Source organism: Paenibacillus tritici, assembly GCF_013204885.1.
Classification (GTDB): Bacteria; Bacillota; Bacilli; order Paenibacillales; family Paenibacillaceae; genus Paenibacillus_AQ; species Paenibacillus_AQ tritici.
Genome location: NZ_JABMKX010000008.1, coordinates 227,250 through 244,013, shown reverse-complemented (window position 1 = coordinate 244,013; position 16,764 = coordinate 227,250). Strand labels below are relative to the sequence as shown.

The 16,764-nt window shown below is 53.5% G+C and carries 14 protein-coding genes; 3 read left to right on the top strand and 11 right to left on the bottom strand.

The features are described 5' to 3' along the window. The first annotated feature begins 79 nt into the window (after positions 1-79). Positions 80-808 (top strand): bZIP transcription factor, encoded by a 729-nt coding sequence (locus tag HQN87_RS16245; protein ID WP_254075518.1) that lies wholly within the window; start codon positions 80-82, stop codon positions 806-808. 69 nt (positions 809-877) lie between these two features. On the opposite strand, the gene HQN87_RS16240 is transcribed toward HQN87_RS16245, so the two are convergent. The 7 genes from HQN87_RS16240 to udk form a co-directional block, all read right to left on the bottom strand. Then, on the bottom strand, positions 878-2,212 hold the full coding sequence (locus tag HQN87_RS16240) for a 6-phospho-beta-glucosidase (protein ID WP_173135420.1): 1,335 nt from the start codon (positions 2,210-2,212) through the stop codon (positions 878-880). A 6-nt stretch (positions 2,213-2,218) separates the two neighbouring features. Beyond that, a complete protein-coding gene (locus HQN87_RS16235; RefSeq protein ID WP_173135417.1) occupies positions 2,219-3,214 on the bottom strand; it encodes an N-acetylglucosamine kinase in 996 nt (331 codons plus the stop codon). Positions 3,215-3,399: 185 nt separating this feature from the next. After that, positions 3,400-4,389 (bottom strand): LacI family DNA-binding transcriptional regulator, encoded by a 990-nt coding sequence (locus tag HQN87_RS16230; RefSeq protein ID WP_173135414.1) that lies wholly within the window; start codon positions 4,387-4,389, stop codon positions 3,400-3,402. Positions 4,390-4,496: 107 nt separating this feature from the next. After that, on the bottom strand, positions 4,497-5,885 hold the full coding sequence (locus HQN87_RS16225; RefSeq protein WP_173135411.1) for an ABC transporter substrate-binding protein: 1,389 nt from the start codon (positions 5,883-5,885) through the stop codon (positions 4,497-4,499). A gap of 40 nt (positions 5,886-5,925) precedes the next feature. After that, positions 5,926-6,804, bottom strand: coding sequence for a carbohydrate ABC transporter permease (locus HQN87_RS16220; RefSeq protein ID WP_173135408.1), 879 nt, complete (start codon positions 6,802-6,804; stop codon positions 5,926-5,928). Beyond that, entirely contained in the window at positions 6,801-7,694 is an 894-nt protein-coding gene (locus HQN87_RS16215) for a carbohydrate ABC transporter permease (RefSeq protein ID WP_173135817.1), read from the bottom strand. Before HQN87_RS16215 ends, HQN87_RS16220 begins: the two co-directional genes overlap by 4 nt. Before the next feature lie 345 nt (positions 7,695-8,039). Further along, positions 8,040-8,669, bottom strand: coding sequence for a uridine kinase (udk, locus tag HQN87_RS16210; protein ID WP_173135405.1), 630 nt, complete (start codon positions 8,667-8,669; stop codon positions 8,040-8,042). A 195-nt stretch (positions 8,670-8,864) separates the two neighbouring features. Between udk and HQN87_RS16205 the strand changes: the two genes are divergently transcribed. Further along, positions 8,865-9,956, top strand: a complete 1,092-nt coding sequence (locus HQN87_RS16205; RefSeq protein ID WP_173135402.1) for a threonine aldolase family protein — start codon at positions 8,865-8,867, stop codon at positions 9,954-9,956. Between the two features lie 150 nt (positions 9,957-10,106). Here HQN87_RS16205 and HQN87_RS16200 read toward each other — a convergent pair whose 3' ends face one another. The 4 genes from HQN87_RS16200 to HQN87_RS16185 all read right to left on the bottom strand — a co-directional run bounded on the left by HQN87_RS16200 (position 10,107) and on the right by HQN87_RS16185 (position 14,904). Next, positions 10,107-11,621, bottom strand: a complete 1,515-nt coding sequence (locus HQN87_RS16200; protein WP_173135399.1) for an oligosaccharide flippase family protein — start codon at positions 11,619-11,621, stop codon at positions 10,107-10,109. A 41-nt stretch (positions 11,622-11,662) separates the two neighbouring features. Further along, positions 11,663-12,769 carry a polysaccharide pyruvyl transferase family protein gene (locus HQN87_RS16195; RefSeq protein ID WP_173135396.1) on the bottom strand — a complete coding sequence of 369 codons (1,107 nt, stop codon included), beginning with the start codon at positions 12,767-12,769 and terminating at the stop codon, positions 11,663-11,665. Then, positions 12,766-13,755, bottom strand: coding sequence for a glycosyltransferase (locus tag HQN87_RS16190; protein WP_173135393.1), 990 nt, complete (start codon positions 13,753-13,755; stop codon positions 12,766-12,768). Before HQN87_RS16190 ends, HQN87_RS16195 begins: the two co-directional genes overlap by 4 nt. A 273-nt stretch (positions 13,756-14,028) precedes the next feature. Next, positions 14,029-14,904: an aldose 1-epimerase family protein gene (locus HQN87_RS16185; RefSeq protein ID WP_173135390.1), complete on the bottom strand. Its 876-nt coding sequence runs from the start codon at positions 14,902-14,904 to the stop codon at positions 14,029-14,031. Between the two features lie 207 nt (positions 14,905-15,111). Here HQN87_RS16185 and HQN87_RS16180 point away from each other — a divergent pair, with 207 nt between their 5' ends. Beyond that, the gene (locus tag HQN87_RS16180) at positions 15,112-16,341 is read left to right on the top strand and encodes a Zn-dependent hydrolase (RefSeq protein ID WP_173135387.1); all 1,230 of its coding nucleotides are present in this window, start codon (positions 15,112-15,114) and stop codon (positions 16,339-16,341) included. Positions 16,342-16,764: the final 423 nt, after the last annotated feature.

Sequence of the window (16,764 nt, the reverse complement as noted above, 5' to 3'; positions counted from 1 at the left end):
TTCGACATATTTTTCTATCCTCAATCGAGGGGGCTTGTCTTATAATATAGAGGGTTAAATACAAATATTGGGGTGTCTTATGAAGGTGAAAACAGGCGGTATGTGGTTAGCTGCTGCCATGCTGGCGGTATCGGTGGCCGGATGCTCTTCAGGCAATTCAGGCTCTAACGGAGACAACACGGAGAAGCTGAAGATAGAGATGGGCAAGCTGCAGCAAGAGAACAAGTTCCTGAAGGAAGAGAATGACAGTCTGAAGGCGGCGTTGAAGAAGCCTGAGGGGGCATCCGGGAATACAGAAGCGGCAGAGCCGCAGGAACCGGCAAGCGAAGAGGCCACCACTGTGGCGGCTGATCCCGGGAATGACCAGAAGGTGATCGTAAAAAGCACGCCGCTGGTGATTGAGGGGACCGGTGAATATACGATTACCAAGACTTCTTTTGGCAAGAAGGTCAGTCCGTCCAACCCGGGATCATTCCACACCTACTATGAAGCCAAGGAGCCGGGCACCATCTATCTGGCGATCACCCTGAAAGTGAAGAACCTGAAGGGCGAAGCCATGGATGCAGATAAGGTAGCGGATGTAGAGGTTACCTACGACAACAAATATGAATATGGAACCTTCGCTACCATGGAGGAGAACGGCGGTGAAGACTTCACGTATACCAGCATTTCCGAGATTGAACCGCTTAAGAACGGTACCCTGGTCTTCCTGGCTGAGATTCCTGACGAAGTGAAGTCCAGCGGCAAGCCGCTCTATGCCGATTTCAAGATTGAAGGCGAGACCTACCGCTATACGATTGTCAAATAAATAATACAGCCTGTGCCGGCCGCAAGTTATGATCTGCGGTCAGCACAGGCTTTTTTTGTCGAATCGCGTCTATATATTAGCTACGGGGGCAGCTGCTTGCCCGAAAAAGGCCGGCAGATACTCCTTATTCGCCTCCAGCATCTCATCCAGCATGGCGATGGCCACTTCTACAGAAGGAACAAGCGGATGATGGGCCAAGGCTTGAATAGCCAGGCTGCGGTCTCCGGTGACAGCGGCGTCGATGGCGAGCTGCTCGTAGGTTTTGACGGCATGGATGAGCCCGGTGGCCATCGGCGGAATCCTGGTCAGCGGCAGGGGAAGGGGGCCGGTCCTGGTGACGACACAATTCACCTCGATGCTGGCATCGTCCGGGAGGAAGCTCAGAATGCCCCGGTTCGCCACGTTCAGCGTCTGAATGTCGTTCGTGCCGTTGTGCAGGGAGCGCATCAGGTTCACCGCGGCTTCCGAATAAAAGGCTCCGCCGCGCTGCTCCAGCTGCTTCGGCTTCTCATCCAGCTCTAGGTTGCCGTAGATTTCAAACAGCTCTTCCTCCACACGCTTGACGACTTCGGCGCGGTTCTCGCCTTGTGCGGCTGCGGCCTGCTGCTCTGCGAGCATCGCATCGGTCATGTAGAAATACTTCAAATAATACGAAGGCAAGGCGTGCAGCGATTGCAGAAATTCAGGATTCCACTCGCGTGCCGGCACATTCTTCGCGCTGTAGCCTGCGGTATCAGCCAGCATGTCCTCCAGCTTGTCTTCCCCTTCTACATCAATCCGGGTGATCCAGTGCAGATGGTTGAGACCGACGAACTCGGCATAGATCCGGTCAGGGGCGGCATTATATTTGGCCGATACCTGCTTGATCAGCCCAATCGGGGCATTGCATAGACCAATGCTCTTCACCTTGGAATACCTCAGCACCGCTTCGGTGACCATGCCCGCCGGATTGGTGAAGTTAAGCAGCCAGGCATCCGGTGCCAGCTCCTCGATATCCCGGCAGATGCCGAGGATGACGGGGATGGTGCGCAGCGCCTTCAGCATTCCTCCGGGACCGGTTGTCTCCTGGCCGATCACGCCGTATTTCAGCGGAATTGACTCGTCGCGGGCGCGGGCATCCAGCATCCCGACACGGATCTGGGTGCTGACGAAGTCCGCACCGGCAATGGCTTCGCGCCGGTCGGTGGTGAGGTGGACCTCTATAGGAAGACCGGATTTCTGAACCATCCGCTTAGCCAGAGCCCCCACGATATTGAGCTTATGCAGGCCCGCCTCAATATCTACGAGCCACAGCTCGCGGACCGGGAGCTCGCTGTAATGCAGAATGAAGCCTTCTACCAGTTCGGGGGTATAAGAAGAACCCCCGCCAATCACGGCAATCTTGAGACCTTGATTCGCTGCCAAGATGAATCACTCCTGTCTTAGGGTTATGGGAATAAGTTCGAATTCCTGATAGGTACGCATTGTATCATAGACTTCATTGCTTACCGGGATACCGTCACTCTCCAGTGCCGACCAGAGCGCACCGACAACGGGTTCGGTAGATAAGGTGACTACAGCCGCATTCGGTGCCGCTGCGCGTACAGCCTGCTCAATCGGGCCGCGAATCCAGCCGCGGTCCCCCCGGGTCAGCAGGCTTCCTGCCAATACTACATCGAAGCGGTCGTTCTCCATACCGAGCCTATGGATTACAGCCGCCGCAGCCTTGCCTAGCTCGACGCCCTGCCGGTTCAGGATCGCCAGTGCTGCAGCATCGCCTTCAGACGCCGCCGGGAAGAGCAGACGGGCGGCATCCAGCGGCACCTGCTTGCCGTGATCCAGGTAATCATTGTACATGTCCTCTACCTGCCCGTAGCCGAGCAGCTTCAAGAGCGGTGCAGTAAGCAGTGTTGCCTGCTCCCGGCCGTCCCAGGCGCGGATAACTGTGCGGAAGACCTCGATATTCAGCGCGCCTCCGCCGCCGAAATCACCGTACATATAATCGAAGCCGCCGCACTGGAAGTACTGCCCCTGGGGGCTGCGCCCCGCAGCATTGGTTCCGGTGCCGCAGATCAGGGCTACGCCGTAGGGGCGGTCCGTTCCGGCGCGCAGGCTGATCATCGGATCGCCGCTGATCGTATATTCTGTGAGTCCAATGCCGCGGATCATCGGATGGAGGATGTCGTAATCCGCCGCGCGGTCAGCGCCGGCCAGCCCTAGGAAGGTATGCCGGATCTGATCCAGCCGGAGCCCGGCTTCAGCCAGCGCACCGAAGGCTGCTTCGCGGATACTCTCCGCTGCGCGCTTCGCGCCGGTCTGGTGATTGCCGTTGCCGCTCCTGCCCTTGCCGAGAATACGGCCGTGTTCATCGCTCAGCAGGGCGTAGGTCTTGCTGCCTCCCCCGTCGATCCCCAAATAGTAAGCCAATGTTCGTCACTCCTAAAAGTTTGATAGCCTAATCTTCTTCGACCTCACTTCGCAAACTTGCTTCGGAAGCATACGCTTAGTTTTGTGAGCAGTGCTTCATTGAATCTCATCGTACAAAACTCGCTTCGAAAGCATACGCAAGGTTTGATAGCCTAATCTTCTTCGACCTCACTCCGCAAACTATGCTACCCTGAATGCGTCGATTCCCGCACGATCAGCTCCGGATCGATCCGGATATTGGAGCCGCGCTTCATCTCTCCGCTGATCCGGCGCAGCAGCATGTGGGCGGCGGCCACTCCGATCTTGTCTGCAGGCTGGCGCAGGGTGGTCAGATGCGGGCGGAGCTGGGAAGCGATATAATGGTCGTCGTAACCGACGACCGCCACTTCCTCAGGCACCCGGACTCCGGCTTCCATCAGGGCGTTAATGACCCCAAGGGCAATATTGTCATCTCCGGCGAATACAGCCGCAGGCAGCTTGCCCTCCTGCAGCCAGCGCTTCGCGGTGCCGTAGCCCATGCCGATCTCGAAGTCGCCGGGAACGATTTCGAACGGGGGGATGCCCCGCTCCTGTAATGCCTGCAGGAAGCCTGCACGCCGTTCCCGTGTACTGCGGAACATCTCATTCCCGCAGAGATGGGCGATGGAGGTATGCCCCAGCTCCAGGAGGTGGCTGGCTGCGGCATAACCGCCCTTGAAGTTGTCGATGGTGACCGAGTAGGTGTCATTCTCCGGCAGCTGATTGTCGATCAGTACATAAGGGATGCCCCGCCGCTTCAGCTCGACAATATAATTGTCCTCTTTCATTGGTGAGAGCAGGATAAGCCCGTCTACGCGGTCTTCCTGAATCAGATAGTGGTTCTCGTCAGAGCCGATGCCTGTCGATATAGAGATCGCCAGGAAATATCCGTGCAGGGCCAGCGTCTCATTCAGCTCCTTGACCACGGCATCGAAGAAGGAATCCTGGAGTGTTGTTACAATCAGGCCGATGATGCCGGTCTTGCCGCTGGCCAGGCTGCGTGCAGCCGCATTCGGGCGGTAATCCAGCTCCTTGATCGCATCCAGCACCTTCTGGCGGTTGTTCTCCCGCACGGTCCCGGCACCGTTTAATACCCGCGATACGGTGACCACGGACAGCCCTGATTTTTTGGCTACATCAAAAATACTCACTTTCATCTTAAGCGCTCCTTGCGGCGGATTTCCGGTGCTATATTCTATCTTCAGTATACAGGGCGCACCGGAGTTCCGCTAAACGTATAATTGCCAAGGCTGCCGGCGCCGCCCTATCTGGCGATAATCTCCGTGACCTTCTTCTGAATGACCGGCATCACCTCTTCCAGCGTCTTGTGTCCGGTCTCGACAGGCTGCAGCTCATTGATGAACATATCGTTGATCTGCGAGTAGTTAGTGATCAGATGGTTGTAGGATTCGTAGCCGTATTGGACCGCGCCCTCGTAGACCTTCTTCACATCCCCCGGATCAATTCCGTCAAAATGCTTGTAATAGACCTCAGCCGCTTCGGTATTGACCGGCGGATTGCCGCCGCTCAGCTCGATGGACTTCTCCTGGACTTCGGTGGTCATCAGATATTTGATCCATTCAAAAGCTTCCTTCGGATGCTTCGAATCCTTCAGAATCAGCAGCGGGTCAACGAACAGCGTGCTGCGCACCTTGTCATTGCCGCCCCAGGGAACTGCGGCTACGCCGATCTTGAACGGGAAATCATTGGCCCCGGCGAGATTCCAGGAGCCGCCGATCGACATGCCGATCTTGCCTGCGACGAACGGATCGCCGTTCTGTCCGGCCACGCTTTTACTCCATTCGGAAGTCGGGGACACCTTATCCTTGAAGACAAGGTCGAACAGCTTCTGATAAGCGGCAATGACCTCAGGGGAGTCGAAATGGGTCTCGGAAGGAACGCCGCCGTTGGTCCAGGTATCCTCAGAATAGGGTTCAGCCCCGAAGTACAGCGGACGCATATCCCGCTCCGCCCAGGTGAAGTCTACGCCGTATTGCGTTTTGGCTATGTCATCCGAGACCAGCGTCATCTTCTTGGCATCCTCAACCATCCGCTCAAAAGTCCAGCTCTTATCCTCGTAATCACTTGGCGGATAGGAGACCCCTGCGGCATCGAACATATCCTTGTTGTAGAGCATCAAGGTAACATACATATTGACCGGAATGCCGTAGGTATGGCCGTTAACGGTATAGATTTTCATCAGATTGTCAGGAATGTGGTAGTCCTCCGGCTTGAAGCCGTCTTCTTGAATAAGGTCTGTCAGATCCAGCAGCATGTCTTTGTTATAATACTCGGCGAAACCGCCGTACCCGTAGTGGCTCGTAACATCCGGGGAATTGCCGCCGGCAATCAGCGTCTGCAGCTTGCTGTCGAACTGCTCGTAGGGTGCTTTCTCCACCTTGACCTTGATGTTCGGATGCTCCTTCTCGAAGTCAGGGATCAGCTTCTCGACAAAAGTCCGGTCCTCCGAGTCAATCGTATAATACGATATCGTCACTTGTTCACCGGAACTGCCGGAATTCCCTGCACCGCTGTCTCCTGCTGCCACATCGCCTGCTGATTTGCCGCCGCCGCAGCCCGATACGGCTACCATTGCCGCCAGGGCGGTGGTAAGCAGAATTGCCGGCCTCTTGCTGTTCACGATCTTGTTCATTGCTCAATCCCTCCATGATTTCAAGTGTTGTTGAACCGGGTTACTTGATGCCTGTCAGTACAATGCCTTCCACGAACTGCTTCTGGGCAATAGCGAACAAGGTGACGATCGGAACCATAGCCAGGACAGAGGCGACCATCAGCAGATGCCACGGCGGAATGCGGAACCGTGAGGAGGTGAGCGAGGCCATGCCGACCGGAAGCGTAAATTTGTCCGAAGAGCTGAGGTAGAGCACGGGTGTCAGCAGATCATTCCAGCTGTAGATAAAAGCAAAGATCGCAACGGTTGCCAGCGCAGGCGCAGACAGCGGAAGCGCGATGGTTCGCCACATCCGCAGCTCGCCGCAGCCGTCCATCCGCCCGGCGTCGAACAATTCCTCGGGCAGCGTAGAGAAGAACTGCCGCAGCAGGAAGATGTTATACGCCGAGCCGAAGAAGGCGGGCACGATCAGCGGCAGGAAGGTGTCAATCCACTGCATTTTGGAGAACAGGACGAACTGCGGAATCATAATGGCCGGATAAGGCAGCATCATCGTGCTCAGCAGCAGGATGAACCAGAAGTTGTTGCCGCGTCCCCGGTACCTGGCGAATCCGTAAGCGACGAGTGCGGAGGAGAGCAGGGTGCCGAAGACAGAGAGACCGGCGATAATCAGGCTGTTCTTGTAGAGCGTGCCGAACTGGAGAGTCTCGAAAATATCGGCATAATTGCTCCAGGCCCAGCTCTCCGGCAGAAAGGTCGGCGGAAACTTCAGCATCTCCCGTTTGGATTTCAGCGAGGTAGAGACCATGAAGAACAGCGGCAGCAGCATAAGGAAGGTTGTAATGATCAGTGTGATGAAGCTAGCAATCTTAACGGGAGCAAGTCTCCGGCGGGGCCGGGAAGGCGGTCCAAGCGGGCTAGTAGCCTTAACGGTGCTCATCGGCGGCTGCCTCCTTCATAGTGGACATAACGGCGGGACAGCTTCATAATGACGGCTGTGAACAGCATGACGACAATGAGCAGAACCCAGGCGAGCGCAGAAGAATAGCCGGCCCGGTATTCCTTGAAGGCACTGGTATACAGATTATAGACGTAGAACCAGGTGGAGTAATTAGGCCCCCCTTGAGTCATGACGAAGGCTTGCGTGAATACCTGGAAAGAATCAATCAGGCCCATAATCAGCTGGAACAGCAGGACGGGTGAGATCATCGGCAGCGTAATATTCAGGAAAATGCGGAAGCGTCCTGCCCCGTCCAGATTGGCCGCTTCGATCAGGCTGGCCGGGACACCCTGCAGGCCGGCGAGGAAGAGAATCATGCCGGAGCCCGCTGTCCAGAAGGACATGATAATCAGAGCGTACAGCGCCGTATCGGGATTCATCAGCCAGGCCGGGCCGTGGATGCCGAACCAGGAGAGCATATAGTTGAAGAGGCCGATCTGCGGGTTGAAGATCCAGTACCAGAGGAGCGACATTGCAACGCCGGAGACCATGCTCGGGAAATACATCGCTGTCCGGAAGAAGCCGCGCCAGGGGAGGGACTGATGCAGCAGCAGAGCGAAGCCGAGGCCCAGCAGCAATTGTACCGGCACACTGATGAAGGTATACCTTAGGGTGACCTTCACGGATCGCCAGAATAGCTCGTTATGGAACATCTCGGTGTAGTTGGCGAGGCCGATGAACTTGGGCGGATGGATAATGTCATAATCGGTGAAGCTGTAGTACAGCGAAGACAAGATAGGGTACAGGGCGAAGATAAGGAAGCCGATTAGCCATGGAGAAATGAACAGATACAGGTAGAACGTCTGCCGCCGGCTCTCGCTTTTAATCACAAACACACCAGCCTTTCTTCCTAAAAAGTATAAGCGCTTTAACTTTGTGAATAAACTTAAGTTATAAGATGCCAATTTACAAAGGATAAAATAACTAAAATTAAACCGCTTTAACTTTAATGCCGACCCGTTGGAATAATCATAGTAGATGAAGCGGAAATAATCAACCCTTTATTTCGGGAATAAAGCGCTGTCAGTCAACAAATATAACAAAGGGTGCGATCTCATTGTCCCATACCCTCGGTTTCACGCCGAAAAAGAGAGATACGTGTCAGGGAAATTAACGCAAAGAGCCGCCCGGCATGCCGGACAGCTCTATAATTCCCATATCACTATACGCTCTGCTTAATTCCACTGATGATCGCCGGACAGATACTTCTCGGTCAATACGGACAGTAGCTGGATACCTACTTCATTCTGTCCGCCTTCCGGGATGATCAGGTCCGCGTACTTCTTGGAGGGCTCAATGAAAGCTTCGTGCATCGGCTTCACCGTGGTCAGGTATTGCGTGTGGATGGAGCGGATGGTCCGTCCGCGTTCTTCGATATCCCGCAGCACGCGGCGAAGGATGCGGACATCGGGATCGGTATCCACGAATACCTTAATGTTAAGCTGCTCGCGCAGCTTCTCGTCGGACAGCACATGCAGCCCCTCGAGAATCACGATATTATTCGGGGCAAGCGCCACGGTCTTGTCTGTCGAACGGGCATGAACAGTGAAATCATACACGGGGGCATAGGCGGCTTGTCCGGCCTTCAGACAATCCAGATGCTCTATCAGCAGTTCCGTGTCAAAGGCCAGCGGGTGGTCATAATTAATCGCACCGCGTTCAGCCATGCTGAGGTAGGAATGGTCTTTATAGTAGTTATCCTGGGATATGAATGTAACTTTGTCTGAGCCAAGACGGTCAATCACGGAGCGTGCTACCGTTGTTTTGCCGGAACCGGTCCCGCCGGCGATACCAATAATAAGCATGGTGTATTTATAAACCTCCCTAAGCGATTGCCTTTGCAATTCCAATATTGTAGCACAGCGGTCAACTTATTTCACCTTGAAGGAGAGGAATATCATGTGAACATTCAAATAAATCGGGTATTTTGTAGAGAAATGATATAATTTCAAGTATTCGCACTGAATGAGGTGTATTGAGAAAGAGGGCGGGAGAACAGAATGGATGAGCAGAAGGCATTAATGGAGGCATTTGACAGGACGGAAGTCCGGCTTGCAGGCCATGGCGCACGTGACGTCGCGGTACTCAAGGAAGCACTGGCCGAAGTGGAGGATACTCTCACTGCCGACTTGTACGGGACAGGCGCTGTGATTGAGGACTTCCAGGCTGAGATGGCCGGGGTGCTGGGTAAGGAATGCAGCGTATTCTTCCCCAGCGGCACGATGGCCCAGCAGATTGCCCTGCGGATCTGGAGTGACCGCAAGGGCAGCAGGAGCGTGGCCTATCACCCGCTGTGCCATCTGGAGATTCATGAGCAGGACGGACTGAAGGAGCTGCATCATCTGGAACCGCTGCTGCTCGCGGATGCTGACCGGTTGATTACCCTGGAGGACGTTCAGAACATGCAGCCGGGCGTAGCCTGTCTGCTGCTGGAGCTGCCGCAGCGGGAGATTGGCGGACAACTGCCGGAGTACGCCGAGCTGGAGGCTATATCGGCCTACTGCCGGAAGCAGGGAATCATGCTCCATCTGGATGGGGCAAGACTATTCGAGGTGCTGCCATACTACGGCAAGACCGCCGCAGAGGTCTGCGGGTTATTCGACAGCGTGTATGTCTCGTTCTATAAGGGCATCGGCGGCATTGCCGGGGCTATCTTAGCCGGAAGCCGGGAGTTCACGGAGGAGTCGAAGATCTGGAAACGCCGCCATGGCGGCGACCTGATCAGCCTCTATCCTTATATTGTACCGGCCCGGCATTATTACCGGCAGAGAATCGGGGCTATGGCCGGATATTATGAGCAGGCCAAGGAGCTGGCTGCCATGTTCAACAGCTGCCATAAGGTATCCACGGTGCCGGAGGTTCCGGTCTCGAATATGTTCCATATCCATTTTGCCCTGTCAAGAGAACAGCTTGCGCCCGTATTGATTCAAGTCTACCAGGAGACCGGCATTGGCTTGACGCCGCGGCTCAAGGAGACAGGAGACACCTCTTGTTACTATGAGCTGAACATCGGCGATGTCTACAGCGGAGTCTCCAAGCCGGCCCTGAGAGAAGCCTTCCGGCTGCTGGATGAGCGGCTGAAGCAGCTCTGACCCTGATAGATAGCCAACAAGCCTCTGCGGAAGCCCGCAGAGGCTTGTTACCTGATGGATCTAATGTCAGAAATGGCTCTAAGCTCAAAAGTACATCTAAGCTCAGAAGCGAAGGCGCCTGAAGACTGCTTCCTGGCTCCACATAGAGTCCTAGGCCTGACTCCGCAGAGCTATTTTTCTCACCGGACCTTCAATCATCTTCTTCTCGCCAGCATTCATTCCGAAGAGCCACATGGTAAGCACGTAGAGGAGGGAATACACGATTACATACATCCCCAGATACACGTAAGAAGTGATGCTCACGAAGCTAAGCAGGAATCCGCTCAGCCCGGCCAGCAGCACCACCGGAATGAATACCCGGATGATCTGCAGCCAGAAGTGAAGAATATCGAACTTCAATTTATATTTGTAGTACACATTGTTCAGGCATACATTGATGATCATCCCGATGGCGGTGGCAATGGCGCAGCCCGTAATCCCCCAGAACCGGATGAACCAGAAGGTTAAGCCCACTTTGAGAATCGCGACAGAGAAATAGATGAAGGCCTTCACTCTGTGCATATTCATGGCCTCCAGCATGGTGGCGAACAGGGACTGCACAATCGAGGTAATCTGGGGAATGATAATGATCAGGGCAACCGTATAGGCATATTTGTAGTCCGGGCCGAGCCAGATCAGAATGAAGCTCTGTCCGAACAGCACGAACCCCGAGACGATATACCCTACGATCAGCGCCTGAATTCTCCCTATTTTGACCAGCTCCAGCATTAAGGCCGCCTGATCTGCACCCTTGACGATCATCTTGGTAAGCTTGGGCAGATAGAAGCTGGCCAGCACATTGGAGAAGTTAAGAATATAGGTGTTGAGCTGGGCGGCGATGGCGAATATGGCGATTGGAGTCGCCCCCAGGAACATTCCGATGATCAGCGGATCGGCATTCGTATAGATCTGGAAGGCGATGGACGACAGCAGGATGTAGGATGAATAGCTGAAGATCTCCTTGAACAGCTTGGTGTCGAAACCGGTGAACCTCACAGTCAAATTGAGCTTCGTCCGGCAAAAGACCACATTGATCACACCGATCGTCAGGTTCAGCACAAGCGCAACCGTCACCATCCCGGTGGACCGGAAATCAAATAACAGCACCAGCACCATCATCGCCGGCGACAAAACGACCCGGATGAGATTGATTACTTTGAGATAGACGAATCTCTCATAGGCGGTGATGATGGAGCTGAAGATGTTGAGCGGGAACGACACAGCCACATTGATCGCGGCGATGATGAAGATGGTCTTCAGAATGCTCAATTCCGACTCGCTCAGGCTGCTGAAGATGGAGCTGAAGTTGAACACCAGAATCACACTTGCAATTAATGAGACCAGTCCGATCGCTGAGAACAGGAGCAGGAACATCCCGTTGATATTCCGCTGGCCTGTGGAGTTGTTCTCGGAGATATACTTCGCATTGAAGCGGATGACCGCACTGCCGAAGCCCAGATCCAGCAGGACGATATAGGCGATGATCGAATTCACCAGGGAGAATAGTCCATATTCGGATTTTCCCAGGGTCGACACAATGAAGGGCGTCGAGCCCAGGGAGATAATGACGCCTAGAAATACGGAAGCATAGGTTATGATTGCAGCAAGTTTAATATTGGTTTTCAAACAGATCGCTTCCTCGCTACGGAGAGTGTCTTGTGCGTATCTTAAGCGGTAACGATGGATGAAGCAGAAGGTTCATTCAAGCTGTCCGACATGGATTGGATAATTTGGTTGTAATGCCGGGCTGAGAATTCGTTATTGTATCTGGGGTGTTCGATCTGTCTTAACTCTTCGATAAGCTCCGGAATACGGTTCAGATCATTGGTGAATTTAACATAGCCCAGATGTTTGATCCATTCGTAGCTGCCTACGACCTTGTAATTGTAATTCCCCAGCGCAATACAAGGCGTGGACGTAATCGCCGCAAAAATCATCCCGTGCAGCCGGTCTGTAATCACAACTTCCGCCTCCTTGAACTGATTCCATAAGGTATTCAGCTCGTGATCCCGGTCTTCCAGGGAGACAGGGCGAAGGATGCAAGTATCTGTGGTTGTAATTTGGCTGAAGTGCTTCGAGCTGTAGTTCTGGATGCTTGCTTTGTCCTGATCACTGAAGATGCTCTCCTTGTCCGCTCTAATGCAAAGAAGGGCACCCTTGCGCTCCTTAGGGGGATCGGTGAGGTCCAGGGACATTACAATGTCCGGAGTTAACAGAACATCGTTGTTTCTGAAACCTGCTTTCATAATTTCATACGACGTAGCCTCTCTGGCGACCAGAGTAAGGTCTTTATGGGAGCCGTAGAGGTCCTGTGTCTTCTTGAACTCCGCGCGCCCAAGCTCGGTATCTCCGAAGTAGATGGTCTGCGGGAAGACGATGATTTTGTTATTCGGGAATTCGGAGATGATCTTCCGGCGCACCTCTTCCTCGCGGAAATACTCGATTCCGAAGTTGCCCCCGCCCTGAAGCACGAAGATGTCATCCGGCGTGGAGTACAGCTCCAGGCATCTCATGTTATGCATCAGCCGGTTGGCTACAATCTCGATCAGGGTATAATCGGGAAAAGCTTTTCTCAGGAAATTCATCTGTGCGTAGGTGATCGCATGATCGCCGAGATTATCGTGCTCGGGTGAACCGACCACAAAAATGGTTTTGGATTTGCCCTTATACTGGTTCCGGTAGCTCAGATAACCTTTATAGTACTGATAGACTCTAATGTTGCTTACATAATTCCGGAAGGACAGCGGCAGGAGCTTCTCGAGGGCTTGGTTCATATCATATTACTTCCCTTCAAACGGAGTTTGGAATAATACAGCATTTTATATACAGTGGAGCTTGTCAGGATGAGCAAAGCGGCGGTCTTCATTTCCCGGCGGAGCGTACGGTTGCGCAGAATCTGGGAGATATGCTTGCTCAGGAACCCGCCCAGCTCGGCAAGGTATTCCTTATTGACGGCTGTTTCGCCGGTAATGAGCTGATAATTGCATAGTTCGATTCCCTCGGTCACCGTCCGGGACAGGGAGATTTCTTTGGCGACCGGATAGTTCTTATCCTGTATCGTCTCGTAGATCTCCAGCGCCGCACAGAAGCGGTCATAATATTTCTTGTTGTTCATGGCTCCGGTAATGCTGTCGCTTCGCTTCAGGTACATGTATTTGGGCGAATCCAGCAAGACGGTCTTATCCGCTTGAAGGAATAATTTATAGGTTGTGAAAATATCCTCAAAATATTTGCCGACCGGGTATCTGACCTGCGCGAACAGCTCAGCCTTATACAGCTTATCCCAGGCCAGATTCTGAATTTCTTTGTCCTCCAGAAGCTTGTCGAGGCCTTGGGCATTGTTATATACATGTACCTCATGAGAGAATGACTTCTCCAGCGGTACATCATCCATCACCTCGTAGTGGCCGCACGCAGCAATATCCGCATCATGGGACGTAATGAGCGAATACAGGGATTCATACATATCCGGTTCAATCCAGTCATCACTGTCCACAAACCCGATGTATCTGCCCCTGGCAACCTCAATTCCGTAGTTCCGGGCATCGGACAATCCGCCGTTCTGCTTGTGGATGACGACGACGCGCGGGTCCAGCTCCTTGTAATACTCACAGATTTCACCGCATTTGTCAGGTGATCCGTCATTTACCAGGATCACTTCGAAGTTGCTGAAGCTCTGTGCCAGTATCGAATCCACACACTTGTTCAGGTACAATTCCACGTTGTAGATAGGCACAATAATACTTATCTCTGGCTTCACTTGAGCAGTCACTTCCTTTCCGGGTAAACGAGTCTACGCGTCACTTGATTTGTGAATATCTTACTATCCGGGTCAAAAGGTTGTATATACTACTTTAGTGTACTTATCAGCCGGAGGGCTGGCGGAAAGGCGGCGGGATAAGCCTGATTTGACACTATTGGGAGGTGTCTTCATTCACGGATTCAGGTACATATCCATGACAAAAAGGCCGCAGACACCTTGTCGGTGCTGCGGCTTTCCTGTTGCTTCGGGAACGGCTGGAGCGGCATTCTGTTAATTGAACGTGATCGTAAGGGAGCTTGTAGATTGGCCGCCCGGCGGCAGGGAGATGACTCCTGCCTTGTCCTTCATTTCCCCGGTGAAGCCCTCGCTGTCAGCCACACCGTGCCAAGGCTCAATGCACAGGAACGGGGCATTCTTCGGCTGCCAGATTCCGAGATCGGGGAAGTTATGATAAGCCACGGCTACGCTTTTGTCAGACAGCTTGCTCTTCAGCGCAACAGACTGCGAGCTTACATTCTTGAAGACGAGGGCGTCATGCTCGAACAGCTCATGCTGGAGCGGCAGGGTGTTTCCGTCTCCCAGCATAGGGTCGCTTTTACCAGGAATCAGCTGCCCGGTCTTGTTCAGGAACAAGCGCTCCAGACGCTCCGGCTGTTCAAATTCAAGATAATAGTCCGCGAAGCTGCCCTCTCCATCCATCGGACAATTAAATGCGGGATGGGTGCCGAGCTGGAAGGAAATCTCCTGCTGGTCGGTATTCTCTACACGGTAGCTGATCTCCAGTGTGTTGCCGCTGAGGACATAGGTGAGGAACAGGTTGAAATGGTACGGGTAGCTGGCTAACGTGCTCTCATTCTGTGACAGACGGAAGACCGCCCGTGAATCGTCCGCTTCCACCAGCGTGAATTCACTGCGTCTGGCGAAGCCGTGATTGGCCAGCTTATAGGCCTGACCGTTAACCTTGATCTCGCCCCCGTTAGCTGCACCGATAATCGGGAAGAGCACCGGCGAACGGCCTGTCCAGTAAGCGGCATCCCCGCTCCACATATATTCAGTCCCGGTATCCGTTCTTCTGAAGCTGACCAGCTCTGCCCCGAGTGAACTGATTACAGCTTCAGCTGTACTGCTGCGCACAATTGTATTCATATTCCTAGCTCCTCTCAAATGGTGTTCCCAGTAGCTCATATTCTATCAGACTTCCCCGAAGGTGTTGCAACATAACGTGAACCAAACCATAAAAAATTATTACAGTATGTAAAATGACAAAAATAAGGAATGGGTTAACATAGATAGTAAGGAAGTAACGGAGTAGATACACCTAATAGGAGCAAACGAAACGGAGGGGGCAAGCCCATGCAGCTGCAGCAAATATTCGTGAACGGTGAGAGACTGAAAAATACGATCGAGGCCTTCGCCGACTTCGGGCGGACAGACAACAATGGGGTCACCCGGCTGTCACTGTCGGAGCAGGATGTAAGGGTACGCGGCTATTTCACCACCTGTGCAGAAGAGCTGGGCATGGCCGTGAAGGTGGATGATATGGGCAATATGTATGCCACTCTGGAGGGTAGCGGGGAAGGTCCGCCCATAGTGATTGGCTCGCATCTGGATACGGTCAAAAAAGGTGGCCGTTTCGATGGTGTGCTTGGTGTCATCGCCGGGCTGGAGGTAGCTAGAACCCTGGTGGACCACGGCATTAAGCCCCGCTTGCCCGTAATGGTGATGAACTTCACCAATGAGGAGGGCGCGCGCTTCGAGCCGTCGATGATGGCCTCCGGGGTCTTGGCAGGCAAGTTCGGGAAGGCGGAGATGCTGGAGAAGAGGGACCCGGAGGGGATTACTTTTGGTGAAGCGCTGGAGGCCAGCGGTTATGCCGGAGATGCCGCCAACCGGATCAAGGAAGCGACGGCTTATCTGGAGCTGCATATCGAGCAGGGTCCTGTACTGGAGAGAGAGAATCTCAAGATTGGCCTGGTGGACGGTGTGGTTGGAATGGCCTGCTATGAGATTGAAGTAACAGGCGAATCGGATCATGCCGGTACCACGCCGATGGATATGCGGAGGGATGCGCTTGTTGCCGCGACAGATCTAATGACGGAGCTGCGCCGGAAGCTGGCAGTGCTGGACCCTGAACTGGTCTATACGATGGGCAGAATGAACGTATTGCCTAATATTCACACCGTTATTCCGAATAAGGTGATCTTCACCGTGGAGGCCAGACATAAGGATATGGATATCGTCCGTGAAGTGGAGGCGATTATTAACGGCCTGCCGGAGGAGCTGCTGGAATGCAGCGTGTCCAAGACGAAGCTGTGGGGCCGCGACACGGTATGGTTCGATCCGGGAATCTGTACGCTGGTGGAGCAAGCTGCGCAGAAGCTTGGTTATAGCAGCCGGAAGCTGGCCAGCGGAGCGGGGCATGATGCCCAGTTCGTGGCCGGGTTTCTGCCTTCGGCGATGATTTTTGTTCCCAGCGTGAAGGGGAAAAGCCATTGCGAGGAAGAGCTCACTGCTTATGAGGATTGTGAGCTGGGCGTGAATGTGGTGCTGGAGACGGTGCTGTCGGTGTTGGCTGGTGGCTGATGAAGGCCTTGCTGTATGGGCAATGGGGCGTTGGGCGATACATGGGGCGGTATTGGAGACATTCGGGGCTTGGAGACGCTTTGAGATACTTGAAGATACTTGGGGGAAGCTTGAAGGTGCTTGGAGAGACTTGAAGATACTTAGAGATATTTGAAGATGCTTAGAGATATTTGAAGATACTTAGAGATAGTTAAGATACTGGGGAGCATTTAACACACTTTGAGGCCTTTGAGACACTTTAAGACTAATCAGACACTTACCCAGTGTCTTTTTTTATTTATATTTAGTTAGGAAATGTTGATATCCCTCTGTTGTGGATAATATGTGGATAAAGTTGGGGATAAGTCTCTTGAGTAATCAGGGATAGGGGTCAGGCCCCCTGCTGACCCTCCAGTATCCGCTGCTTAAAGGATCAAAGGGAAA